This is a genomic window from Parapedobacter tibetensis, from assembly GCF_024704835.1.
GTDB lineage: Bacteria > Bacteroidota > Bacteroidia > Sphingobacteriales > Sphingobacteriaceae > Parapedobacter > Parapedobacter tibetensis.
On record NZ_JAMXBE010000004.1, the window covers coordinates 329,744 to 355,103 of the forward strand.

Consider the following 25,360-nt stretch of genomic DNA (forward strand, 5'->3'; position numbering starts at 1 on the left):
TGTGCAACAGCCAGCATCAGCTGTCTTTTTCCTGGAATTCCAAGGGCAGCGTAGAAACGTCTGCATTCCAGAGTATGTTTTCGACATATTCAAGATGCGTGCCGATGCGTAAGTCTTCGTCCGTTTCATCGGTTGGTTACTTCGCGTACCTATCCTCGAAGCTGATGTCGCCAAGAATGGCATTTACGGATTGGTCCTTGTCATTCTTGGATTTTTTGTTGTGCATCCACAATGCGCCTGCAAATGCCAGTGCAAGTAAAAAGGTTAAGATTTTCATAATTGTATTGTTTTTTGATTAGTTTATTTATTGGATAGAACGGCGGGCGGGTTGATTTCGCTACAATACGTGATTGTGGTGACCGGATTTGGTTTTAAAGCGGGTCCATATACAAGTCAATTAGCCAAAACAAAAAAGCAGCAAAACTGAGTTTGCTGCTTTTTCGTGAATTTATCGTTGGTCAATCCAATAACTCACCCTCTCATTATATTCAAGATACATTATGGATTGGCATCCCACCAAACAGGTGTATAAATGAATTCTGTATCCGGAAAATTATTATTTGACGTAATTTCACTATTTGGATATGGAAATCTAAGCGGCATTCTTCCAGCGCCGATAATAGAGGCTTCTGAGACCACGAAGAAATCCGGGAAACCGGTTCTTCTCCACTCCGTCCACGCTTCAAAACCTTGAGTACCACACATTGCATAATATTTTTGGGTGATAATGGCTTTAATCCGGCTTTCTTCACTACCACTAAACACAGCGTCTGGCGCGTTCGCAATATAAGCATCCGCTTCCGATGTCAGACCTACTGCTGTAAAGCTTTCGCGAATACCCTGCATAAATGCGCTTTCAGCATCAGCTGTTCCCCAACCCCTCACAGCAGCTTCAGCCTGCAAAAAATAGGTTTCCGCCGCTGAGAAAAACTTAACTGGGGCTACCGCAGAGGCGGTATTGTTTGCTCTACCACCGACCAAAGAAGAGGGAGGGGAGTATGATCTGCCTGTATAATCCGTATTATCATAGGCTCCCTGAGGCAAGGACGTGATAGAATCCTGAGGTTCCCCATTAGCATTTAATAGCGGATCGTAAAACTTGAATACCCTGGGGTCGTTGTTCCGATTAAAATTGCTCACTGCGGTTCTGCTGGCTATAAGATTTTGTGTATAGCCTAATCCTACCATTTCATTGTAAAGCGGGTTTTCGTTGCCCCCTACGGTAGAATATTCAATCTGTGCGTCTGTATCTAAAAAGGCAGCGCCAGCGCTATAAAGGTCCTGAATTCCACTACTCGCCAATTCAGGATTGATTTCTGATAACCTTAGGTAAGCCTTCAACTTTAATATATTGGCAAAGCTTATCCAGCGGTCCATGTCTCCTTGAAAAATCATGTCTTGTGCACCGGGATCCACTGCATTTGTCGTCCCTGCCAAAGTAATACCTTGATCTAAATAATAGAAAATGCTATCATAAACAACTGCTTGGCTGTCATAATTAGGATCACTATATTCGTTGGCATTAAGGGCCTCAGTTAACGGAATATCACCAAAAGCATCTGTAGCTACCTGAAAAGCATAAGCTTTAAGTATATAAGCAATGGCTTTATAATATTCAGAAGACGGGTTGTCTTGGTCGTTTATGATTAATTGAGCGTTATTCAATGCATTGCGGTATAGAATTCTCCATGCCACATTAAATGCAGTATTGGCCACATTATAGTCTTCAATAGTTTTATACTGCGAAGATGCAACATTTTGCGCCCAGTATTGACTCCAAATACCTCCATAGATTTGGAAAGAATTCCCAACTACTTGGCCTAATGCTGCTTCAACTGTCGGTAACAGTAAAGCAGGCGTTGCCGAATCCGGATTATTCGGGTTTTCATTGATATCCAAAAACTTCTTACAGCCTGAAAAGCTGAATATGCTAATAAGCATTAATATTCCTACATGCTTACCGCTTAAAAAATATCTTGTTCTCATAATAAATAGCGATTGATGTTAAAATGAAACCTTTACATTCAAACCATAATTGCGAACGGAAGGTTCCGCTGTGAAGTCAAACCCTTGGTCATTACCCGCACCTGTGGAATTTATTTCCGGATCCGCAAATTGATTCTCTTCGGGCGTCCAAATAAACAGGTTATTCCCATACAAACCTATGGTCAAAGAACCAAATGGTGTGCGGGTAAGTTGCTGTTTACTGAATGTATAAGCAATCGCCATAGAGCGTAATTTTACATAAGAAGCGTCTAATATACTCACCCCTGCTTCGCGACTCGGATAATAATTTTGTTTGAAATATGTATATTCGGTATTAACGATGCTGTTGCCATCGTCATCCAAGTATACCGAATTCGGGAAAATAACCCTATTACGTTCTCCACCTGTCTCTGCAGAGCTACCTACGAAAGCCATGATATCTTTGGTCCGTGAAAAGAACTTGCCTCCATGCTTCATATCAAATAGCGCATTCAACGACCAATTTTTATAAGTAAAGTTGGTACCCCAAGATGCCTGGAATTTGGGATTATAACTACCTAAATAAACAGCTCCTGAGGTAGGAATAGGCATACCGTTCGCCGGGTCTATGATTGTTCTTCCCTCTGAATCCTTAGATTCAGTTACAGAATAAAATTGGCCATAGGGTCTGCCTTCGGCAGCCACAATACCCATACCGCCGAATCCGCCTAAAGAAACTTGATCTACGCCCAGACTTGACACCGTGTTGTTATTCTTGGTAAAGGTGCCATAAAGTTCCCAAGTGAGGCCATAGTCTGTCTTTACAGGCGTACCTCTCATTGCTAATTCGACACCATTATTTTCTACTTTCCCTGCATTTATCACCTTAAAACCATAACCTGTTGATTCCGCGATGGGAATCGTCAATATTTGGTCCCTTGAAGAATTTCTATAGTAGGTAAAGTCAAGAGATAGTCTGTTGCCTATGAAAAAACCAAGTTCAGTTCCAACTTCGATAGAAGTTGTAATCTCAGGCTTAAGCACTTCGTTACCTATCGTGCTACTTGACATCAATGCGGCAACATTGCCAAATGGGAAAGTGGTGCTTCCGAAATTACCACTTATTTGTCCCCTTGAAAAAGTAGTCAACAACTGATAGGGATCCGTATCGTTACCAACCTGTGCCCAGCTTGCTCGCACCTTACCAAAACTCAATACATCAGATTCCTGATTTAGGAGTTCCGAAAACACAAACGAACTGCTTACACTTGGGTAAAAAAAGGAATTGTTATTTTTTGGTAGTGTTGACGACCAGTCATTTCTGGCGGTAGCCTCGAAAAAGAGCATATTCTTGTACGCCAAGTTTAAGTCAGCATAAACCCCAACTAATCTCCTCCTACTATAACTATCCCGAACCACGTTCACTGGACCGTTACTATTGGCCAAATTATACCATTCAGGCACGACCAAGCCACCACTGGCGTTGGTCGCCGTTTGGTTATCCGTCACAAAACGTTGACGAATGTTATTCCCAATCATTAGCGAGCCTTGAAAATCACTATTAAACCGATGGGTGGCGGTGGCCATGAAATCATGTACAATCTCACTCACATTAATCTGTCTTATTTCATAGGCACCGTTGCTTACATATGCATTATCATCGTCATCATAATTACCGGACGTTTTATCCGCCGGGTAAAATTCATATTTAGGGGAGAGCCGTCTTCTCCGGTCAGTGTAGGTATCTACCCCTATCCTTTCTTGGAAATTCAGCCATTCAACTGGTTTATATCCCATATTCACATTTCCGGTAATGCGATTTACCTCATTCAGATTCTCAAAGGCATCCAACACATAATAAGGGCTCAGCGCATATGCTCCGGTATACCCATACAGGTCATCGTGCGGCACACCATCATCACCTAGATAACCAAAGCTATAATACTTATTGCTCAGGTCTCCCATCTCATCGATAGGGATATCTCGAGCAGTTTGCAAGACTTTGTCATATACTGATGCGTTATTCTGCCCACCCCCTACGGTACTACTATTAATACGGCTATAGTTAACCGATACACCCGCATTAAATTTGTTACTGAATTCCGCAGTTCCGTTGAATCGAATACCATACCGATTATAACTGTCGGTTGAAGTCGGATATACCCCATCAGAATTCAGTGAGTTCAACCCAAGATAAAAGGATGTTTTCTCTCCACCACCTGAAAAACTCAAATTATTATCAGAAGCTATTCCAGTATCAAAAAAATTGCGGACATTGTTAGGCAGGACTGCGTAAGGTTTCTGAAGTCTTACACCATCAATTTCTTGCCCCCATTCCTGCATTTCACCTGTAAAGGGCGCACCCCAGCTCCAGTTTTCCTTGGGATCTGTTTCATAAACGGGATTCCCATCGGCATCGAATCCAGCGAGATAACCCTGTCCATATTCATTTTGAAAATCAGGTAGTTTCAAAATAGAAGACAGCGTGTTTGAGGTGTTAAAGGTTATTTCTGTTTTTTCAGCGCCTTGCTTTCCTTTTTTGGTGGTAATAATCAATGCGCCATTGGAAGCTCTTGATCCGTATAGCGCAGCCGCCGCTGGCCCTTTCAAGGCGGTAACCGATTCAATATCATCTGTATTGATATCATTACCCCGGTTACCAAAATCTAAACTGGATAAAGCATTAACACCTCCAATAATGCTTGAATTATCAATAGGCACACCATCGACAACGATTAACGCTTGGTTATTTCCCGAAATCGATGTTCCGCCACGAAAAACAATCCTAGATGAACTACCCGGAGAGTTCGCTGTGGAGGTAATATTAACCCCGGCTACTTTTCCCGCCAACGAGTTAATGGCACTCACATTTCTACCTTGTAATAATTCATCGCTTGAGATTGTAGGGGCCGAATAACCCAACGTTTTCTTTTCCCTAGAAATGGATTGGGCTGTAACGACAACCTCCATTAATTCTGAAAATTCAGAATCAAGTGTTACATTAATGATATCTTGGTTTCCAATTGGTATTGTTTGGGAAGTGTATCCTATAATACTGAATGTTAAAGATTTGGCGTTGTCAGGAACCGATAAGGAGTAGCGACCATTTCCATCTGTTGCCGTGCCACCAGTGGCTCCTGTTACTACCACGGTTACGCCTGACAATGGTTCTCCTGTCCCAGATGTTGTCACACTACCACTGATTCTCCTATCTTGAGCATACACTGATCCTATCAGCAGTACCCCAATCATAAAGAAACATAGTATTTTTTGTTTCATGTGTTTGTGAATTTGGTTAAAAAATAAAAAAATAGTAATCTATAAAAGCTTGCCTGATTCTTGAAATCCAACTTATCGTTAGGTTTGAATGTTTGGAAAAATCAGTTGACATAGTTATCCATCAGGCTTGATAACAAGACAAAATCTACCCAGTTGGAAAAACAACCAAATAATTGCCGCCGTTACCGCGCTGTCCATTATCATATGCCGGAACATAGTTTTGCTGAGGTAGCACAGTTGTTTAACTACTAGATTGGAAGAGGAAAATCTGTATTAATAGAAAACCAATACGTTTGGCTTGATTAGCCAATGATTGCCAAATAAGAAATTCCGTGTTGTGTAAAAATACCCAATAACTCCGTTTAAACGTTAAACTGCGCTTAATTAATACATGTTTTATTCTATCGCTGTGTCAAAAATACGATGTAGATTTCTATAATCAAATTATTTATTATAAAAAAGTTAATAAATGTTAAAGAAATTGTAGGAAGAATCTCATTGGCGTAGTTTACCCACCTGTATCAGCCGCAATAAACATCGTTGAATATCAACACAATAGATTTCATTGGGCTGAAAACTTATGCTGAATGATTAAATACACATCTATTATAAATCACAGCCATAGATGTAACGAGGAGAATGAATGGACATGGACAGTGTAGATGACGGTGAATAGCGGATGGTTAATTGATTAATTAACAATCTGATTTTTTTACTACTTTCGTAATAAAGATATAAACCATGAGTGCAAAAACCATTTTCATCATCGTACTTACCGTATTGGTTACGATCATTCTCATGAAAAACATGGATGAGGTTAATTTCTGGATATTCGGCACACGGACTGTACCCAAACTAGCCGTATTGGGTACGATGTTTTTCGTTGGTGCTGTGGTGGGATTCCTACTTGGCCGTCCTAGGAAGCGGACGGTCATCCGGGAGAGCGAGTCCGAGGATACTTCTTTTGAAAAGCCGTTGGATGATGAGGACGATGCGTATATAAATTAAACCCCATAGGTTTAGCCGGTACATCGTGGCAGCACGCACATGTGCCGCCCTAGGCGGTAAACCTATGAGGTTTTCCTGATACCGTTAGTGGTGGATCAGTTTTGCTTCAGTAAGTCCTTTGCTTTTTGTTCAGTCTTATCGGCAACTTCCTTCACATCTTTGGCGACGGCTTTGGAGGCTTCTTGCACCTCTTCCTTGGCATTCTGAATGCCTGCCTTGATTCCTTCCTTCGCATCTGCTACCGTGGATTTCGTGTTCTCCCCGATCTCTTCTGCCTTGGCCTCAACTTCATCAGCTGTTTTTTCTACGCTGTCCAATGTTGAATCAGCTCCATGGTCGTGGTCGTGGTCATGTCCGTCACCATTGTGCTCGTGATCGGAATGTTCTGCCTCTTCCGAATTATTTTCCGATTGGTTGCTGTTGCAAGCCGTAAAAGCCAATGCGCCTGCAAATAATGCTAATAATGCAATTTTCTTCATTGTTATTGTTTTTGATGAATCCTTTTGTTTACACAATATTTGTACCAAAGTCTTTAGTCACTTACGAATAAACACTTCCTTTAGCCGCGTCCAAGGTGTTTTTAAGCAGCCCGACGATAGTCATCAACCCTACCCCGCCGGGTACGGGCGTAATCCAGGATGCTTTGGACGATACCTGCTCAAAATCCACGTCACCGTATAATTTGTAACCCGACTTAGTTTGGGTACTGCTTTCACGATTAATCCCCACATCGATGATGATAGCCCCTTCCTTGACTATATCCGCCGTGATGAAATGTTTCTTTCCAATAGCTGCTACCACAATATCAGCTCGCAGCACTTCTTCCTTGATATTCTTCGTACGGCTATGGGTGAGCGTCACCGTGCAGTTACCGGGGCTACTATTGCGGGCAAGCAGGATACTCATTGGGCTGCCCACAATATTGCTCCTACCCACGACCACGGCATGCAAGCCGGCTGTGTCAATACCATAATACTGCAACATCAACAAAATACCATAGGGTGTGGCCGGGATGAAACATGGAAGGTTGCGCTGCATACGGCCAAGATTGATGGGGTGGAACCCGTCCACATCCTTCCGGTAATCAATAGCCTCCGTAATGCGTTCCGGATCGATATGTTTCGGTAAGGGCAACTGTACAATCAGTCCGTCTACTTGATTATCTGCGTTAAGTTCCTTGATTTTAGCAATCAATAGCTCTTCCGTGATGTCCTCTTCATAGTGGATATTGGTAGATTCAAACCCCACCAGTTCGCAATTACGCATCTTGCTGGCCACATAGGTTTCGCTTGCACCGTCATTGCCTACTAGAATAGCCACCAGGTGCGGCCTTCTTCCCATCGCTTTCAAAAATGCCGCAGCCTCCTGCTTGATGTCTTCCTTTATTTTCGATGATACGAGTTTGCCGTCGAGTAAGTTCATTTATGATTTACGATTTTAGATTTACGATTTTAGATTTACGATTTATAATTTTTAGATCGTCTGTCCGTTTCAATCTAAAATTTAAAATCGCCAATCTAAAATTAAATTAATCCAACTTCAACACCGCCATGAACGCTGATTGTGGGATTTCTACGTTGCCCACTTGGCGCATGCGTTTTTTTCCTTTTTTCTGCTTCTCCAATAATTTACGCTTACGGGAAATGTCGCCGCCGTAACACTTAGCCGTTACATCCTTGCGCAATGCGCGGATACTCTCACGGGCGATGATTTTAGCTCCAATGGAGGCTTGTACCGCGATTTCGAATTGCTGCCTTGGCAACAGCTCTTTCAGTTTTTCACAGATTTTTTTTCCAAATTCATATGAATTGCTCCGATGAATAAGTGATGAAAGTGCATCAACCGGTTCACCATTCAAGCGGATGTCGAGCCTGACCAAATCCGATTGCCGGTATCCGATCTGGTTATAATCGAATGATGCATATCCCTTGGATATCGTTTTCAACTTATCATAGAAATCAAAAACAATTTCGCCCATTGGCATCTCGAACACGAGCTCTACCCGGTCTGCGGTGAGGTAAGATTGGTTAACAATGGCGCCCCTTTTTTTAATGCAGAGCGACATGACCTGCCCTACGAATTCGGATTTAGTAATGATATTAGCCTTAATATAGGGTTCCTCCACATAACTTAGCTTACTTGGATCAGGCAAATCAGATGGATTATGTACGAAGATTTCCTCATTATCTTTGGTGAGGTAGGCCTTGTATGACACGTTTGGCACCGTGGTAATCACCGTCATGTCAAACTCACGTTCCAGCCGTTCCTGAATGATCTCCATATGCAGCATGCCGAGAAAACCACATCGGAAGCCAAATCCCAAAGCTGCGGAAGACTCCGGCTCAAATACCAATGATGCGTCATTGAGTTGCAACCTGTGCATGCTTTCGCGCAGTTCTTCAAAATCTTCTGTATCCACAGGGTAAATACCTGCAAAAACCATCGGTTTCACTTCCTCAAACCCCCTGATGGCTTCCTTGCTTGGACGGGCTATGTGTGTAATGGTATCCCCTACTTTTACTTCACGTGCTTCTTTAATGCCCGAGATGATATATCCCACATCACCGGTACGGATGACATCCTTGGGAAGCTGGTTGAGTTTCAAGGTACCTATTTCATCCGCATTATACTGTTTACCCGTAGCGATGAACTTCACCTTATCACCTTTGCGTATCTCTCCGTTCTCTACCTTGAAATAGGCCATGATACCCCGAAACGAATTGTACACGGAATCGAAAATCAGGGCTTGCAGGGGTGCTTCTGGATCACCCACAGGTGCCGGAACACGGTCAACAATGGCATTTAATATATCCAATACGCCTAATCCGGTCTTGCCCGATGCAGGGATGATATCTTCACGCTTGCCGCCGATGAGGTCCACGATCTGGTCCTTAACCTCTTCGGGCATGGCTCCTGGCAAATCCATCTTATTCAGCACTGGAATAATCTCGAGATCATGTTCCAAGGCGAGATATAGGTTGGAAATGGTTTGGGCCTGAATACCTTGCGAAGCATCGACGATAAGCAGTGCTCCTTCGCATGCTGCAATGGAGCGTGATACTTCATAAGAAAAGTCGACGTGCCCGGGGGTATCGATGAGGTTCAGCACATATTCCTGACCATCCTTTATATAGTTCATCTGGATCGCGTGGCTTTTGATGGTAATGCCCCGCTCCCGCTCCAGGTCCATGTTGTCTAGCAGCTGGGCCTGCGATTCGCGTTGGGTAACGGTATGGGTAGCTTCCAACAAACGATCGGCCAAGGTACTTTTGCCATGGTCAATGTGGGCAATAATGCAAAAATTGCGAATATGGTTCATTCGAGAATAATTTTATTAGAAGAGGCCTCATGGAACCTGCATTTTCATCGCCTTCGCGTTGGGCGCTGACATGGCGGGTTTCATGTAAATCGACTTCAAACGGCAAAGATAGGGTTTTGGAAAGATATTTTGTTAGGATATTTACAGCGTGCACAACAGCTGTTCGTTTGCGGTCTATCAGGGTTCAGACGCTTTGCGAGAAACATCGTAAAAGGTTCGTATATTTGATGGATAGAAACATACTAAACGGCTGAATGACTATGCAACTATCCATTGTTTTAACCAGCAAATACCGGCTGCTGAGCCTTGCAGCCATTGTGGATGTATTTGAAACCGCCAACCGTTTTCTCCTTGAAGATGGCAAACCCGAATTGTTCGACATCTCATTCGTTGGGGCCACCGAACATAAAGTGCTTCCCGATAGCATAAACCACCTTCCGTATGCTCCTTTCAGCGCTGGCCAATCTTACGATTTGATTTTCGTGCCCGCCTTTGGACCCGTGGATATAGCAAAAACCCTCGAAGATAACAGCTGTTTTATCCCTTGGCTTCAGAAACAGTATGGTCAAGGTGCTACCCTGGCCAGCAATTGTACCGGGGCATTCCTGCTTGCGGCTTCAGGACTACTCAATAACAAACGCGCTACTACCCATGTGGATGCGGCCGATAAGCTAGCTTCCCACTTCCCAAAGGTTAAACTCCTGCGGGATGCCGTAGTGACGCATGATGACAATATCTACACCAGCGGTGGTGCCACAAGTGGCTTCCATCTTAAACTGGCCTTGATACAAAAATACTGCGGGCGGGAGATGGCTATTCGCATAGCCAAAGTATTCTCCATTGATATGGATAGGGAAAACCAAGCCTATTTCGGCCATTTTGCTCCCTTTGAAGCACATGATGATGAGTTGGTGATGCGGGTGCAGCACAAAATCAAGAACGAATTCCCTGACATTAAAAGCATTGAAGAGGCTATTGCCGACATCCCCGCCAGCAGGCGGAATTTTGTGAGAAGATTCAAACTGGCTACGGGGTTGACCCCAATCAGATACCTCCAGAAAACCAAGATAGAGGCGGCCAAGAAATTGTTGGAGAACACGGAAAAGGGACTTTTCGAAATCATGCTCTGCGCAGGATATAACGACATGAAGAATTTCAGGCAATTGTTCAAAGACATTACGGGGATGACGCCCAAGGCTTATCGAGATAAGTTTGCCATGCGATTTGAACCCATTATATAGTCATTATGCAAAAGAAAACCGGATACGCCTTCTTTATTATCAGTATGTTCTTCGTGTTTCATGCCATGGCACAGCCTAAACCGGGCAAGGAGACTATCGTAGTGGCTTTCCCTACGGAGTACCGTTGGAAAAGCAATAAAATACCGAAAGATACTAAAGCCATTAGGGGTACCGAATATACCATAAGGGATGGGAATATTACGGAGGCGCCGGTACAGACTATCACCGTCACGACCATAGACCGGCGATACTATCCCATGAAAGCTGAAGGTGCGCCGGCGGAAAAATGGGAATACGAGAAAATAAGTTGCCCCGAGGCCATGCTTGAAGTGGTTGATAAAAAAATAATAGATGGTCGTACAGCCATCTTATATGCCATCAAATCAGACACGGATGATGATTGCGGATCGAAAATTTTCCTCGCTTATATTGTGGAAGGCGCCACGGCATTGCATACTGTTGAACTGGATATCCTGCGTGAGCATTTCACGCCAGAGGTCTATAAACAATGGTGTGACAGCTTACTGCTAAGCCGCATTGAGTAGGTTTTAGGTTTTTAACTGCTAACTAACGGCCAATAGCCAACAACAGCTTTTCATAGTCGATTTTGGAATGGTGGCGCGGGTCACGGGGGATTTTGCCTACCCATCGGATAGCTACCAAGGGCGTTCCCTTAGCCAGGATGGCTTCGGTTATTTGCTGCTGCGATGCCTTTCTTTCTGTTTCCAAAACGGCAACGATGCTTCCATCCAATTCCACAATGGTTCCCATCACTACACCGGGTATACAGCGGAACTTATGCTCATAGACAAAAGGTGACAATAGCTGACCTTGATGCCAAATCAAGGTATTACAACGCCCGGTAAGGTACAGTTGGTCGTCGGCAGCCAGGTAACCGCTGTCTCCTGTACGGTGCCAGCATTTCCCCTGCACAAAAATCTTATTGCGTGCGAGTGCCTCCGGGTTATCGTAATATTCGGAAAGCACATGCGGGCCGGCAACGATAATCTCTCCAATGGTTCCTGTTGGTTGTTGCAACACTTCAAGCTCCTGCTCATTGTTGCATAGCATAGATTCGTCTTGGATACGCATGATACGTACTTCGGTTTTATGGAAAGGCTGCCCCACCGGGAGTCCGTCGGTCAATGATCGCTGTTGAGCAAGCGTATCGGCCCCAATGCTGCTGATGGGTTCAACCTCTGTAGAACCATATACAATTTTAATACTGGTGTTTGGGAAGGCGTTAACCAACACTTGCACCTCGTTGGGGAAAACAGGTGCGCCACCGGTAAATATTTTCTTAAGATGTGGTAAATCTGCCCCTCGGTTGATGCCATAGTGAGCTAGTTGCATGGCGAAAAAGGGTGATGCGGTCATCCGATTCACCCGGTATTTTCCCATCAGCTTCCATATCTTGGGGCTATCCATTTTATGGGCTTTATTGGCACGGTAAGGAACAACGACAGAAGTAGCACCGGCTGCGAGATTCACCAATAACATAATGGGGAGAATGGTTACATCCACATCCATTGGTTGGGGCTCCATTTCATCGTTCAGCGCATTAAATTGCTCCCAAAGAAATCCATGGGCGCGTTTGGCGGCCTTGGGTGTACCCGTACTCCCTGTAGTAAAGGTGATGAGTGCCGCATCCGTTGAGCCTACCGCTTCCAATTCATCAGTCTGTCCCGCCTTCCAGCGGGAGACCGTACCCAGTCGAATAGGTATTTTCCGCAGTTCCATGGAGAAATGTGCATATATGCGCGCCTTGAGTATCCCGACGAATCCTTTGCACTGGGCTATCCGGCAACACAGCTCCATCCGTTCCTTATTTACCCATTCATCGAGGAAAACGGCGGTGGCCCCGATGTGGAAAATAGCCAGCACCGTTCGGTATAATGCAATACCCATGGGTACAAACACTAAAATGCGGTCGCCCTTGCCCAATCCTTTATACCGAAGCCACATAGCGGTTTGTCGCACATCGCGCGCCAATTGCGCATACGTTATCCGGTCGCCACCATGAATGATGGCCACATGGGTTGGGTATTGCTCGGCGGCCTTGTGAAAAAGCCGCGCAATGTTGTGGAGTGCGGAATAACCCTTCATGCTACAATAGGATACGTTTGCCACGCTTGGCAGACTCTTTCGCCGCTTGCAGGATTTCTACGACAAGGAGGTTGTTGGCAAGTGAAGATAAGTCATTTGTTGGTTTCGCATCACCATCCAGGACTGCCTTTAGATAAGAAAAGTGTTCTGTATAATACCCATCCTTCAATGGAACGTTTTCTTGTTTATGGGGGTTAGTATAGGCACGCAATATGTTTTGGTCTACGGCATGAAGCGAAGCTTTTTCACCATATATGTGTAAATCCTTGATGCTATAAGGCCAATCCCATGAAGCTTGGATGATTCCGGTTACCCCTCCTTCATACTCCAACATAATGGTGGCATCGTCATCCACGAGTGGATACACCATTGGCTTCAATTGCCGGGTTATGGCCGTAACGGCCACAGGTCGCTCGCCATTCATCAACCAGGTCATCAGGTTAGCACCATAGCATCCAAAATCGACCAATGCACCGCCCCCATTCTTATCTGGGTCCGTCAACCATGTCAAAAATGCCTCACTACAACCGATTTCTCTCGGACCCTGGTGTCCATCTTTTACCATTATTTTTTTCAGCTGTCCCACCCTGCCTTCATCGATCAATTGCTTCAGGGTTTGGTTGCTGGGATACCAAGTCGTTTCGTAGTTGGTCAACACATACGTATCATGCTTTTCTGCCAAAGCCGCTATCCGTCTTGCCTGCTCGTTGTTTATCGCTAAGGGTTTCTCCACCATTAAGGGTATTTTCAGTGGCAAACATACTTCGGCGACATCAACATGTTCTGAAATGGCATTATATGCCAAAACCACATCGGGACGAATGTTTTGTAACATGCCATCAACTGTTTTGAAGAACAACGAATCGGGCAACTTATAGGAACCTTGATAATGGCGAGCCAATTCTGCATCTGGTTCCGCAATTCCTAAAATATCAACTTGATGACGATTATATGCATTGAACAGGGCATGTACATGATCGTGACTTAACCCAGCTACCGCTACTTTCAGGGGATCCTGGGCAAACGCTTGGTTGAAAAACAGTAAAAAAAAGGTGAAAAACAACCTATTAAAATAGCAAGCTGGCATTATCCTTGTATCCATCTTATAATAATGATGAGTTATTTAACATTGGGAAACCTATTAAGATCCAAGTATATGCAAAAAATCATAGTTATGCATGATCTTATCTAATTAAAATTCAATAGATATTTCCTATGTTTACAACCCAAAGGTATTATACAAATGAAGACCATAAATAGTTACACGTTGATTGCCTGCATAGGTATACTGACCATTTTGAATCAAGCATGCGGCCCCAAAAAATTAGCGGTTCAGCCTGCTGCCGAGGTGGTGGAAAAAGTACAGGAAGAACCCGTTAAGGTAGAAGAAGAGAAAAAGCCTGTTATGGAAGAAGCGCCGCGTGAACCCGTTGCTGTAGCTCCACCAAATTATAATTTCAAAAATATCCAGTTTGAATACGACTCCCATGTGTTAAAAACCGAATCTTATGCGATTCTTGATCAAATAGCAAGGGAAATGATGAAGGATTCGGACGCCAAATTTATCATCGATGGCCATGCTTCCATAGAAGGTACGGCAGCATATAATATGGAACTATCTATAGATAGGGCGAATGCTGTTAAGCTGTATCTGGTAAATTCAGGTATTCATGGAAATAACCTGGCGACCGACGGCCACGGCGCAACCAAACCCACTGCTTCCAACGATACGGAAACGGGAAGGGCGACCAATCGTCGTGTTGAAATTAGGCTCGTGGGTCAATAGACATCCCATATAACACATATTCTTTGTAGGTTTCACTCCTAAAATTGCGGGAAACGGTGGTTGCATCGCCTTCGTTAATGATGAATGCGTGGATGATGGATTGATATCCCGTACCTTTAGCTAAACGGGTAACGCGGTTGACCAATACATGTCCAAGTCCGGCATAGGCCTTGTCTTCATGGCGGGCAAGGGTTTTGATGATTAATTTTTTGTCTCCTTGTGCATACGCATCATCATAGCTGAAAATAAACCCCACCACTTCCCCGTTCCTGTTTTCAGCCAAAAGCACATATTCGGGATTAATCATGGGCAATGCGGCCCGGTACTTGGAAATAAACCTATCTAAATCAATTGGGGTGTACAAGAAATTATGTTGAAACGCGTGGCCAATAAAAGCATGTAAGTTATTAAGTTCTTCGTCGATTCGATTGATGTCAATGCCTCGTATGGTAACTCCTTGTTGACTAAACTCCCGTTCTTTAGCCAACAGGGTAGACCCGTCACACATTAACTGATCATCTTTATTGGAGTTGTACCGCTTGATAACCTCAAAACCATTAATCATAAATTGCTCATTATAATAAAGGTAGTGGTAGGGTTCCAATAGAAAAGGTGGCTCTCGGTGGGATACACTGAAGCGGTAATTGTCCCAAGTAGAGCCGTTCATGGGGCCTATGAGGTAAGTGCCCCCCTGCTGACGCACGTCCCAACATACTTTTTCCAAAAGTGATTTAGCCGCTTCATTTTCATCAACACATTCATAATTGCCTATCATCCAAGGATTATGTACCCCATAACTCAATTTATCTTGCATGTATAATGCTGCCCTTCCACTTGGTTTCCCGGCTACCAACACGACATAGCAACTGTGCAGTATGGCCAAATTGATGTGCTCAGATTCCTTGTGACGAATGCTATCTGGAGGGTATAGTGTTTTCGCTACTTCCGTGAACAAATGGAAATCTTTATCAGTAGGATAGGTTTTGATAACCTCAATTGGTTTCTTCATTCGTAAATACGTATTAATTTCTTCATTAGCTTGCTATTCGCTATAGCAAACCAATTAGGCTAACACATGTTCGGCAAGTGCTAAGCCTACCCATACAGCCGCCGGTATCGTTACATTATCAAGTCCCCTACTGCTCCAAGATTCGGCTAAAGTGGCTAGCGTGGCGACCAGTGCCGCCACACTAATAAAATACCCTATCGTGGGGAAATTCCCAAGGTAGCGATACACCCCAGCGGTTACTAGGATAGCAGCAAAGAAAAAGGCAGCTGAACCGCTGATGGTCTTGATTCCTGTGCCTACTCGGTATAGACCAAATCGGTACTTGCGACCTATATAAGCCGCTAATGGGTCACATATTGCCAACACCAATACCGGAAGGTAGTAGTATACGTATTGCCTATCGTGGTACTCATAGGCTAGGAAACTTCCATACACGGCAATGGGGTATCCAAGGCTGCCGTATGATTTGCGCCGTATACCATTTATGGATTGCAACAAGCCCGTACGTAAACTCAAGAGAAGCAGCAAAGCGAAAATACTGCATAGTAGCAGTACCTGCCAATGGTTATTCATGATGATGGGGAATAGCAAGGCTAGTAAGCCTGTACCAATATGGACTAGCTTACGGGTGCTCTCTGCATTGACCTTAAAGACATGATACAACACTTCAGCCATGGTAAACAAACCTAGATACGCCCCAGACATTGCCAACATATTCCACATACTGCTACCCATGTGCCTCCTCCACAATGAACCGTTCATAAAAGAACCCCTTATCTGACTCCGTCAAACGCGTGGACAATTCCGATAAGTAGGTCAGCTTATCGGGGAATACCGAAGACACCCTACGCGGCACCATCAGGTTCCAATAGGCCATTTTGCCCTTGGGGTTCAAACCATCGACCAACCGATCGGCAACTTGTCTAAACGTATCCGTATCCATGTATTCAAAGATATTGGAAAGATTCATATAATCCACACGCCCAAACTTATCCAATGCATCCTCTGCATACCCTTCAAACACTTGGAGCCGATGTAAATTGGGGATAATCCGTATATAATTCTCAGGCAATAGGTAATGTGGCAGAAAATTACCAAAATTACCAATGAGGTTATAATGCAGCATGAAATTATGTTGAGCGGCTACCGTCGTCAAGTGCCTTTCGGCCCGATTGAAAATGGTGCTGCCCACTTGCACTTCTACCTCTTGTAAGAACGCTGGGTCGCGCCCAAACCGTCCCATCACAGCTTTACTGAAGAACAACTTGAAAAACAGCCGCCATCGCCATGTGTTCCATTTATGGTGATAGAAGTCGGTCTGGATAGCTGCTGGTTTGGGCGACAGTAATTTTCTAACCGTCCGTTTTGAATGAATCCAAGGCAGCACATACTGGTTGAACAGCTGGAAATACCTTTCGAATTTGCCTTGTGTAACGACACCTTTCCGAATCAAGTCGGGTTTGGTTTTCCAATAGTTGAACACGTCTTCCGGCAAATAGGATTTAAGGCGTTCCAACGTCTGGAGTCGCTCGTTGCATGGTCGGAAACCAAAAAAAAGCAGGACCTCGCCATAGGATAACTGCTGCATGGCGATCCTTTTCAACTCCAGTAGCGCTAATTGCGTTCCACTGAGGTCCACTGCAATGACCTGCTCGGGATTAGTTGACAATAACGAAAAACTATTATCGCCCGCAGACGCAATCGACAAGATCCGGCTACCCTCGCGGGATCCCAGGCCGCTCAACAGTACATCCGCATCTTCCCAACAATTGGCATAGCGCAATACGCTGAAATCTGCACGATTACTAATTGACGTCATAAGGCTTCTCTAATTAACCTAATTTCTCCTGTGCTGCCATCCATTTCCACCTCGTCGCCCGTCTTCAGCCTTTTTAGCAAACCGGTTACCCCCACGATACAGGGTTTGCCCATTTCCCGAGACACAATGGCCGAATGGCTGAGGAGGCTACCCCGTTCTACAATAATGCCCGATGCACTGGGAAACAGGGTAGTCCATCCCGGATCAGTGCTGCTCGTAACCAGAATATCCCCTTCGAGCGATCCGACTTCTGTAGGATCCAGCACAACCCTTACCTTTGCCTTCACTCGCCCCGGACAGCAACCAACACCATGCAAATCGCCCACGATAATGATTTCCTTATCGCTATTATATATATCATTGGCATGGTATACTGGTCCATATGTAGCAAAGCGTTCGGCAGGTACCGACTGTTGCCGATAAGCCTCAAATTCGGCCTTACGCAATGCGATCAGCACCTTGATGTCTTCCATGATGGAACGCCCGTCGATATAAGCAAAGATTTCTTCCATACCAAGGTAAAAAATATCACCTTTCTGTTCAATAATCCCGTTGGCATGAAACCACCCACCCATATGGGTGAAAATTTCCCGCACGATGCCGAAAGCACGAGTACGCTCATAGCGCAGGTTTTCCCTCGCACTCACCAAGCTACGCGTACGTCGAAGCAACCAGCCAAACGCTAATTTTTTCAATGGTTTTCCTTTCAATGCTTCGGCAATCTGTTGCTCCGCGTCGCCACGCAGTCTCTCTTCCACATCACTGTTTACCTTATCGGCGGTTATGCCTCCCTTCACATAAGATTGGAGCAATTTGATGAACAACGCAGGTTGCTGTGTATAGGACACGGTTTCAAGCTTCAGTTCGCCCACGCAACGTTCTCCAAAATCATGGATATATACATCAATCAATGCTTTCAGTTCTTTTTCGGCGAGGCCATTCGCCATTTGCAGTTGCCGCCATATCACACTAGCTTCCTGTGTAAGGAAAAGCGATTTCAGTCCGTCAGTGGCACAGATCTGGTCGGCAAGCGCGATGCACCTATGGATGGGTTGTGTGGAGATGATATCGGCACTGCCACACAATAAATCGTTATGGATATTGGGATAGTTGTCGCCCACCAATTTATGGCATTGCTTTTCAAGTGTTCCAAACGCAATCATGGCAAAGAAATCGTTCAGCAAAGGGGCTTTCCATTCGTTCAACAACCGGTGTTCGAAATGGAGATACAGGTGCATCAGCTCATTGGCGTCTTTACTGGAAAAATCCACCGCTTTATACTCGGCGATGGTCTTGTTGAGCAAGCGAATAAATCGTTGACGGGTCCATGGCAGGAAAATAAAACGCCCAAGCATCTTTAGGCCCATTTTAAATATGGCCCACCATGCTCCAAGCTTTGAAAGCCGGTAGCTTTCGGGAATATCAAACCGCTCCTTTACGCCCATCATTTTTTCCATATAACGGGCATTAATGCTATAGCCTGGAAGCATGGCCAACATATGGTACCACGTTTTGAGGTTGTAATAAATCCGGCCCTTGATTAGCCCAAGCGTATTGGCAAATACATGGCCATGGTGTCCTATCATCCCGCTACTTACCCCAAGGTAACGGCAGAAAAGTTTGTAGGCTCCTTCATAGGATTTGCTAACAAAAGAGAATGTGAGGGGTGTGGTGACACCGGGATAGGACTCAATGATATTGCTGTTGTCCCATAAGATATATTCCCCATCTCGATTAGACAGGTTTTCCAAATTGGTTACCGGACGGACTTGCAACAAGTACAAAGTGTCATCTGCAAAAGCAAACTCGATATCAAGCAGGGTTCCATAGTGTTGTTGGCATCGATCGAGCAAGTGGCATACCTCACGCACTTGCTTCGTATCCAGCGAAGATACCTGATGTAGCTGAGGCTCCACTTCTTCCATGTGTGTACCGCCGCCATTCTCCCAGTCCAAGGTAAGCCGCTGGGTCTTATTCGCAATGCTAACTTGGATATCATCACCATTGACAATATACTGGTCTGCATCCAATGCTCCGGAAACCAACCCCTCTCCCAGTCCATAAACCGCATTGATTACGTTTTCTTTTCTATTACCTGTGACCGGATTGACGCCAAATGCCACACCAGACACTTCCGCCGGCACCATCGCCTGCACAATGACGGCGATGCTTTGAACGGGCTTCTCCCCACGATGAAGGGCATATTGCCTCGCCCGATCGCTGAATGCCGAGCTCCATACTTTTTTGATGTGAGTATCTAGGCTATCTCTGGTAACGAAGAGGTGCGATTCAAACTGCCCGGCATAGGAATGGTGCTCACCATCCTCTTCCACGGCCGAAGAGCGCACGGCAAGGAAAAGGTTGTCGGGAAAATAATCGGTAACCTGCTTTAGTGCCCACTCTGGAATATCTGCATCTTGGATGTATGCCCGTAACTCTTCCAAAGGCATTTTCTCATAACCAAAAGGCAACCGATTTACCAGCTCATTGGCGGGAATGACCACCCATCGAGGGATGTTGAGACCGGCTTCCCCCAATAGGTGGAGGTTGCTGGCCTTACCTCCAATGTGGTATTGAAGCAATGCTTCGTGCTGTATGTCTCTGATGATGATCATGTACTCCACAATAATTGTTGTACCATGGGAATACCTCCCAATGAAAGATACATGGCGATGGTCCAAAGCCCTGAACTGACCTCAATACCCTTGGCCGCCCGTGCCGATTGATTGCGAACAAAAAACACCGCGGGCACTATACACAACCCGAAGGTTACGCTCAATACCACAAATGCCTGCAGGCCATATCCGGCGTAATGTGCTGCGACGATGGCCAAGACCAGGGTTACCAAAAGCATTCCCATCCATAGTACCGGGGCTCGTCTTGTACCCAGTTGATGGGTATAGGTCAGTACACCCGTTTCTTCATCTTTTGGCGCCCTGATTTTCCGCCCTACTTCCAATACAATACCATTCATATAGGATACGGCAAAGAAAAACAATAATCCTTTTGGGGCAGCGACCCCTTCCAACAACCAATCTAGTCCACTTGCATAGATATCAATGAGCGGGATGATAAACATATGGGAAGTAACATACCAAAACTGATGTTTCTTGAGCCAGTCAACAATAAAAAACTCTTTGCCCATCAGGCATAGGTAAGCCATCACTGCTATATAGATGATTAGCATCTTAGGCAAAAACCACGCGTTAAGACCTATTTGAAGCAATATCACCATCACCCCTACCTTGCGCAGCTCACGCAAGGTTATCAATCCCCGGGGTACGGGCAGCGACTTACGATAACGTGCATCATCTTCGGCATCCTTGTGCTCATCGAAAATACGGACCAGCAGGAACAATGTCACGGTGGTAACTACGCCAATGAGGAATGTTTCCCAAGGGATGAAGCCCGACACGCCCCTGCATATCCGGGAATACGACACCGCTGAAAAGCTGAATGCCACCACCAATAGCCCATGCCCCAACAACGGGAAACGTTCTTTTTGGTAGCGATAAAGCCTATGCAATAAAGGCAAGCTGTTTTCCTCTTTATTTCCGTTCATCGCGACTTCCATGTCAGCTTTTCTTCCGTCCTAAATCCCGATGTGCTGAGGTGAAATGCCCTGCCGACAATGCAGCGGCAATGGATAATTCACCGGCTAACAGCAATGCTCCGCATATCTCAGCAAATTTATTGGCCTTACCGGTCCCATAACAATCCATGAGTTCAAGGCATTCGCGTTGGGTGGGTAGTGTGGTGCCACCTCCTACAGTTCCCACGATAAGGTTGGGTAAGGTAATACTCGCATATAAGGAGCCATCCGTATTGCATTCCATGCGGGTAATTCCTGTGGCGGCTTCCGCCACACAGGCCACATCCTGTCCGGTGGCGAGAAACAAGGCTGCCAAGCCATTCGCATAGTGCCCTTGGGCACCGATGGCTCCGCTTTGGATAACCCCAATGGTAGAGGTACGCCAGTAATCGTCCATCGCTTGGGATGTTGTCTTCAGTACGTTTTCCACTAAAATTGCGGGAAGTACAATTTCAGAAGTCACCTTTTTGCCCCGAACATGGGTAAAAGACAGCGCTGTAGCTTTCTTATCGCCTGAATAATTGCTTTCAATGTACCATGCCACGGGTTTTATCGGGCTATTGGCTACGATATGTTGGCAAATCGCGTCCGTGCAGAGCGTTACCATATTCTGTCCGGAAGCATCACCGGTATAATATTCGAAAACAAGGGTAAGGTGGTTACCTTCTATATTGGCTTTGATATCTAGCAACTGTGCATACCGGCTTGTTTTCACTGTAATCTCTTGGAACGTATTCAGATTGGGCAATACCCAAGCCAAAAATTGGCCTAAATCTGCCAAATTTTCAAATTTGAATGCCGGGCAACGTTGCACCGCTTCGTTGGTACATACCGATGATGCGCCACCTGCAAGGTAGCAAACCTTAGCCCCGCGGTGGAACGAAGCAACCAACGCACCCTCCGTGGTGGCTAGTGGCACATAGAAATCGCCTTTGGCTTCAATGCCGGCAACCCGCAGTGGCCCCACGACGCCGGTGGGTACAGCCGTCATGCCGATATAATTTTCGATATGCCCCTCCAATAAGCCAAGGTCTACCAATTGATCTTGTTTGCTTAGGAAGATTAAGTTCTTACCTGTTTCTTCCTGGAGCATCGCCAATCGATCAGCCGACCCTTTGGCATCTACATGGTCATCGATTTTAAGCCTGAATTCCTTGGGTGGCATTGCCTTTACTTCATCCTGATGGCTGCTGAACTGCGCAATCATAGCTAGGTATTTCCGTTGGAGGGCTTCTTTATTTTCGGTAATTGATTTCATCCGTTATCCTTGTTAGTCATTCCTTATAGTTGGCATTCATGCCCCCCCATTAACCATTAAGGGAAGTGTTAAATTGACCACTGCTACTACCTGTATACTAATGTACATGATGTTTATGGATTACAATCAAATGTGATGGTGTAGATGTTAATTTTCATTGGTGTAAAATTATTGAAAACAAACCAAACTCTATATACCTAAAAATAGGGATTTTTGATTGGTGGCCGGAGGTCATTGGTCGGTACTCCCAGACTTAACGATCCCGATATCGCTTTACTCATCAATACTTCACTGCGTTCAGCTTTCCCACTTAACAAATTAACAACTTTAATTCCTATTTTTGCCGCAAGATGTCAGACTTGAAGTACAACAAACGAGGCGTATCCGCAGGTAAGGAAGATGTGCACAACGCCATCAAAAACATAGATAAGGGGTTATTCCCAAAGGCTTTTTGCAAAGTCATTCCCGATATATTGGGTGGCGATGAGGCATGGTGCAACATCATGCATGCTGATGGAGCGGGCACAAAATCATCGTTGGCCTATATTTACTGGAAAGAAACCGGTGACCATTCCGTGTGGCGGGGTATTGCACAAGATGCCATTGTAATGAACCTGGATGACCTATTGTGTGTGGGAGCCACGGATAATATCCTGTTATCCTCAACCATCGGACGCAACAAGAATCTCGTCCCGGGGGAAGTGATCGCTGAAATCATCAATGGTACCGAAGAAATCCTTGCCGAACTCCGGAAGCTCGGCATCGGCATCTATTCCACGGGAGGTGAAACGGCCGATGTAGGTGATTTGGTCCGCACCATCATCGTAGATAGTACGGTAACATGCCGAATGAGGCGCGATGAGGTCATCTCCAACCATCGTATACAAGCAGGGGATGTTATCGTCGGATTGGCTTCTTATGGCCAAGCCAGCTACGAGCATGAATACAATGGTGGGATGGGATCCAATGGACTGACTTCGGCAAGACACGATGTGTTCCATAAAACCATTGCCGAGCGATTTCCTGAAAGCTATGATCCTGCCGTACCTTATGAACTAGTTTTTTCTGGAACAAAAGCATTAACTGACGAGATTGAAATCGATACGAATCAACTCATTACGGCCGGAAAGCTGGTGCTATCTCCTACCCGGACTTATGCACCCGTGATCAAACAAGTGCTTGATAACTACCGGCCGCAAATCCATGGCATGGTACATTGCAGTGGAGGTGCGCAAACAAAAGTATTGCATTTCATCGATAGCCTCCATGTAATCAAAGACAACCTCTTTGACACGCCACCGTTATTTAAACTCATCCAAGCCGAATCCAATACCGATTGGCAGGAAATGTATAAGGTTTTCAATATGGGGCATCGTATGGAATTGTATGTACCGCAATCCATCGCCATCGATATTATCCGTATTTCAGAAGAATACGGCATTGCAGCTCAAATCATCGGCAGGGTGGAAACATCACCGACAAAGCAGGTGACCATTAAGTCTGCTTTCGGGGAATATGTTTACTCCAATGGCTAACAACATCACTCCAAAATTACGAACCATCGGTTGGAAAGAAATCGTAGACTTGCCTGATTTGGGCATCTATGATGTTCCGGCCAAAGTGGATACAGGTGCACGAACATCCGTATTGCATTGCAGTCATATCCGGTTAGTCAAAAAAGGCCGGAAACAATATGTGGAGTTCCGTCCATTGGACGATCGATTTGGAAAGCAAACCGACATCTATGTTTTTCCGTTCCACAGCGAGCGTAAGGTCAAAAATTCATTCGGGCAAGAAGAAAACCGTTATGTCATCAGTACCACCCTGTCCCTATTCAATGTTTCCCATGATATCGAACTTTCATTACGTGACCGATCGGGTATGGAGTTTCCCGTTTTGCTTGGCAGGAGCTTCATCCGCAAGAAATTTCTCGTAGACGTTTCACGGGCTAACCTATCAAAAAAAAAAACCGAAAGATAGCAAGTGAACCAAACATAAGACATCGATTTTTGTTTCTATCCATCAATAATCTCTCCTTTGTGAAAATAGCAGTGTTATCAACGATTAAAAATTTATACTCCACACGTAGATTGGTGGAAGCAGCACAGGCTCGGGGACATGAATGCGTCGTGATTGACCATAGCCAATGCTATGTAGGCATCAGGCAAGGCAAACCCAGTATCCACTATAAAGGCCAAGATGTATCAGATATTGATGCCATCATCCCTCGCATCGGGGCATCGGTCACTTTCTATGGTTCGGCTATCGTACGCCAATTTGAGGTAATGGGGGTGATATCGGCCAATCCGAGCCAGGCAATCACCCGATCCCGTGACAAGCTACGTTGCATGCAGATCCTTTCGGGTGCAGGTTTGGGCATGCCAATTACCGGATTTGCGCGCAGTACCCGTGATGTGGACGATTTAATCAAAATGGTAGGCGGTCCGCCCCTTGTCATCAAACTGCTTGAAGGCACGCAAGGTATAGGGGTGGTGCTGGCTGAAACCAAAAAAGCAGCTTCTTCTGTTATTGAGGCATTTTATGGGTTGGGCAACAATATCCTGATACAGGAATACATCAAGGAATCGCGCGGCACGGATATCCGGGCATTTGTGGTGGATGGCAAGGTGGTCGGTGCGATGAAGCGTACGGCCAAAGAGGGTGAATTTCGATCCAACTTACACCGTGGCGGCTCCGCGGAAGTCATCAAACTCAACAAAGCCGAGCGGGAAACAGCCATCCGAGCTGCCAAGGAACTTGGGCTTACCATATGCGGCGTAGACTTACTGCCATCTGACCGGGGGCCGCTCGTGCTCGAGGTCAATTCCTCACCGGGTTTGGAAGGTATAGAAAAAGCCACCCACAAGGACATCGCAAGTGAAGTCATTGCCTTCCTTGAAAAACAATATATCCTCAAAAAACAGGTAAGAAAGGAACGGAAAAGCAGGGCCGGACAAAAGCTTTAGGGCGGAGCGTTG

21 protein-coding genes are annotated in these 25,360 nt (G+C 45.2%); 7 read left to right on the forward strand and 14 right to left on the reverse strand.

The annotated features are described in order from the left end of the window. Positions 1 to 136 precede the first annotated feature (136 nt). The 3 genes from NF543_RS08780 to NF543_RS08790 all read right to left on the reverse strand — a co-directional run bounded on the left by NF543_RS08780 (position 137) and on the right by NF543_RS08790 (position 5,244). A complete protein-coding gene (locus NF543_RS08780; RefSeq protein ID WP_257667743.1) occupies positions 137 to 277 on the reverse strand; it encodes a hypothetical protein in 141 nt (46 codons plus the stop codon). Between the two features lie 221 nt (positions 278 to 498). After that, positions 499 to 1,986: a SusD/RagB family nutrient-binding outer membrane lipoprotein gene (locus NF543_RS08785; RefSeq protein WP_257667744.1), complete on the reverse strand. Its 1,488-nt coding sequence runs from the start codon at positions 1,984 to 1,986 to the stop codon at positions 499 to 501. 18 nt (positions 1,987 to 2,004) lie between these two features. Then, positions 2,005 to 5,244, reverse strand: a complete 3,240-nt coding sequence (locus tag NF543_RS08790; protein ID WP_257667745.1) for a SusC/RagA family TonB-linked outer membrane protein — start codon at positions 5,242 to 5,244, stop codon at positions 2,005 to 2,007. A 741-nt stretch (positions 5,245 to 5,985) separates the two neighbouring features. On the opposite strand from NF543_RS08790, the gene NF543_RS08795 reads away from it, so the two are divergent. After that, positions 5,986 to 6,252 carry a hypothetical protein gene (locus tag NF543_RS08795; protein ID WP_257667746.1) on the forward strand — a complete coding sequence of 89 codons (267 nt, stop codon included), beginning with the start codon at positions 5,986 to 5,988 and terminating at the stop codon, positions 6,250 to 6,252. Positions 6,253 to 6,347: 95 nt separating this feature from the next. Here the strand turns inward: NF543_RS08795 and NF543_RS08800 are convergent, their stop codons facing one another. From NF543_RS08800 to lepA, 3 genes are all read right to left on the reverse strand, one after another. Continuing rightward, positions 6,348 to 6,731 carry a hypothetical protein gene (locus NF543_RS08800; RefSeq protein ID WP_257667747.1) on the reverse strand — a complete coding sequence of 128 codons (384 nt, stop codon included), beginning with the start codon at positions 6,729 to 6,731 and terminating at the stop codon, positions 6,348 to 6,350. A 61-nt stretch (positions 6,732 to 6,792) separates the two neighbouring features. Next, entirely contained in the window at positions 6,793 to 7,674 is an 882-nt protein-coding gene (locus NF543_RS08805) for a bifunctional 5,10-methylenetetrahydrofolate dehydrogenase/5,10-methenyltetrahydrofolate cyclohydrolase (RefSeq protein WP_257667748.1), read from the reverse strand. 106 nt (positions 7,675 to 7,780) lie between these two features. Next, positions 7,781 to 9,571: a translation elongation factor 4 gene (gene lepA / locus NF543_RS08810; protein WP_257667749.1), complete on the reverse strand. Its 1,791-nt coding sequence runs from the start codon at positions 9,569 to 9,571 to the stop codon at positions 7,781 to 7,783. Between the two features lie 260 nt (positions 9,572 to 9,831). Between lepA and NF543_RS08815 the strand changes: the two genes are divergently transcribed. After that, positions 9,832 to 10,812, forward strand: coding sequence for a GlxA family transcriptional regulator (locus tag NF543_RS08815; RefSeq protein WP_257667750.1), 981 nt, complete (start codon positions 9,832 to 9,834; stop codon positions 10,810 to 10,812). 5 nt (positions 10,813 to 10,817) lie between these two features. Beyond that, a complete protein-coding gene (locus NF543_RS08820; protein ID WP_257667751.1) occupies positions 10,818 to 11,357 on the forward strand; it encodes a hypothetical protein in 540 nt (179 codons plus the stop codon). 22 nt (positions 11,358 to 11,379) lie between these two features. Here the strand turns inward: NF543_RS08820 and NF543_RS08825 are convergent, their stop codons facing one another. After that, complete coding sequence (locus tag NF543_RS08825; protein ID WP_257667752.1) at positions 11,380 to 12,918, reverse strand: AMP-binding protein; 1,539 nt, start codon at positions 12,916 to 12,918, stop codon at positions 11,380 to 11,382. Position 12,919: 1 nt separating this feature from the next. Next, the gene (locus NF543_RS08830; protein ID WP_257667753.1) at positions 12,920 to 14,020 is read right to left on the reverse strand and encodes a Gfo/Idh/MocA family protein; all 1,101 of its coding nucleotides are present in this window, start codon (positions 14,018 to 14,020) and stop codon (positions 12,920 to 12,922) included. 141 nt (positions 14,021 to 14,161) lie between these two features. Between NF543_RS08830 and NF543_RS08835 the strand changes: the two genes are divergently transcribed. Then, positions 14,162 to 14,704, forward strand: a complete 543-nt coding sequence (locus tag NF543_RS08835; protein ID WP_257667754.1) for an OmpA family protein — start codon at positions 14,162 to 14,164, stop codon at positions 14,702 to 14,704. Here the strand turns inward: NF543_RS08835 and NF543_RS08840 are convergent. The 6 genes from NF543_RS08840 to NF543_RS08865 are packed head-to-tail and all read right to left on the reverse strand — an operon-like array spanning position 14,685 to position 22,382. Continuing rightward, positions 14,685 to 15,713: a hypothetical protein gene (locus tag NF543_RS08840; RefSeq protein WP_257667755.1), complete on the reverse strand. Its 1,029-nt coding sequence runs from the start codon at positions 15,711 to 15,713 to the stop codon at positions 14,685 to 14,687. The genes NF543_RS08835 and NF543_RS08840 overlap by 20 nt on opposite strands. Before the next feature lie 54 nt (positions 15,714 to 15,767). Further along, positions 15,768 to 16,475: a diacylglycerol/polyprenol kinase family protein gene (locus NF543_RS08845; protein ID WP_257667756.1), complete on the reverse strand. Its 708-nt coding sequence runs from the start codon at positions 16,473 to 16,475 to the stop codon at positions 15,768 to 15,770. Next, the gene (locus NF543_RS08850) at positions 16,441 to 17,532 is read right to left on the reverse strand and encodes a DUF3419 family protein (RefSeq protein WP_257667757.1); all 1,092 of its coding nucleotides are present in this window, start codon (positions 17,530 to 17,532) and stop codon (positions 16,441 to 16,443) included. Before NF543_RS08850 ends, NF543_RS08845 begins: the two co-directional genes overlap by 35 nt. Continuing rightward, entirely contained in the window at positions 17,529 to 20,147 is a 2,619-nt protein-coding gene (locus tag NF543_RS08855; protein WP_257667758.1) for a PEP/pyruvate-binding domain-containing protein, read from the reverse strand. Before NF543_RS08855 ends, NF543_RS08850 begins: the two co-directional genes overlap by 4 nt. After that, a complete protein-coding gene (locus NF543_RS08860; RefSeq protein WP_257667759.1) occupies positions 20,144 to 21,106 on the reverse strand; it encodes a UbiA family prenyltransferase in 963 nt (320 codons plus the stop codon). Before NF543_RS08860 ends, NF543_RS08855 begins: the two co-directional genes overlap by 4 nt. Position 21,107: 1 nt before the next feature. Beyond that, entirely contained in the window at positions 21,108 to 22,382 is a 1,275-nt protein-coding gene (locus tag NF543_RS08865; RefSeq protein WP_257667760.1) for a hydroxymethylglutaryl-CoA reductase, read from the reverse strand. Between the two features lie 350 nt (positions 22,383 to 22,732). Here NF543_RS08865 and NF543_RS08870 point away from each other — a divergent pair, with 350 nt between their 5' ends. From NF543_RS08870 to rimK, 3 genes are read left to right on the forward strand one after another with little or no spacing between them, the layout of a single operon-like run. After that, on the forward strand, positions 22,733 to 23,917 hold the full coding sequence (locus tag NF543_RS08870; protein ID WP_257667761.1) for an AIR synthase related protein: 1,185 nt from the start codon (positions 22,733 to 22,735) through the stop codon (positions 23,915 to 23,917). Continuing rightward, a complete protein-coding gene (locus NF543_RS08875) occupies positions 23,910 to 24,362 on the forward strand; it encodes an ATP-dependent zinc protease family protein (RefSeq protein WP_257667762.1) in 453 nt (150 codons plus the stop codon). The genes NF543_RS08870 and NF543_RS08875 overlap by 8 nt, the downstream gene beginning before the upstream one ends. A gap of 59 nt (positions 24,363 to 24,421) precedes the next feature. Further along, positions 24,422 to 25,348 carry a 30S ribosomal protein S6--L-glutamate ligase gene (gene rimK / locus NF543_RS08880; protein WP_257667763.1) on the forward strand — a complete coding sequence of 309 codons (927 nt, stop codon included), beginning with the start codon at positions 24,422 to 24,424 and terminating at the stop codon, positions 25,346 to 25,348. The last annotated feature ends 12 nt before the right edge of the window (positions 25,349 to 25,360 follow it).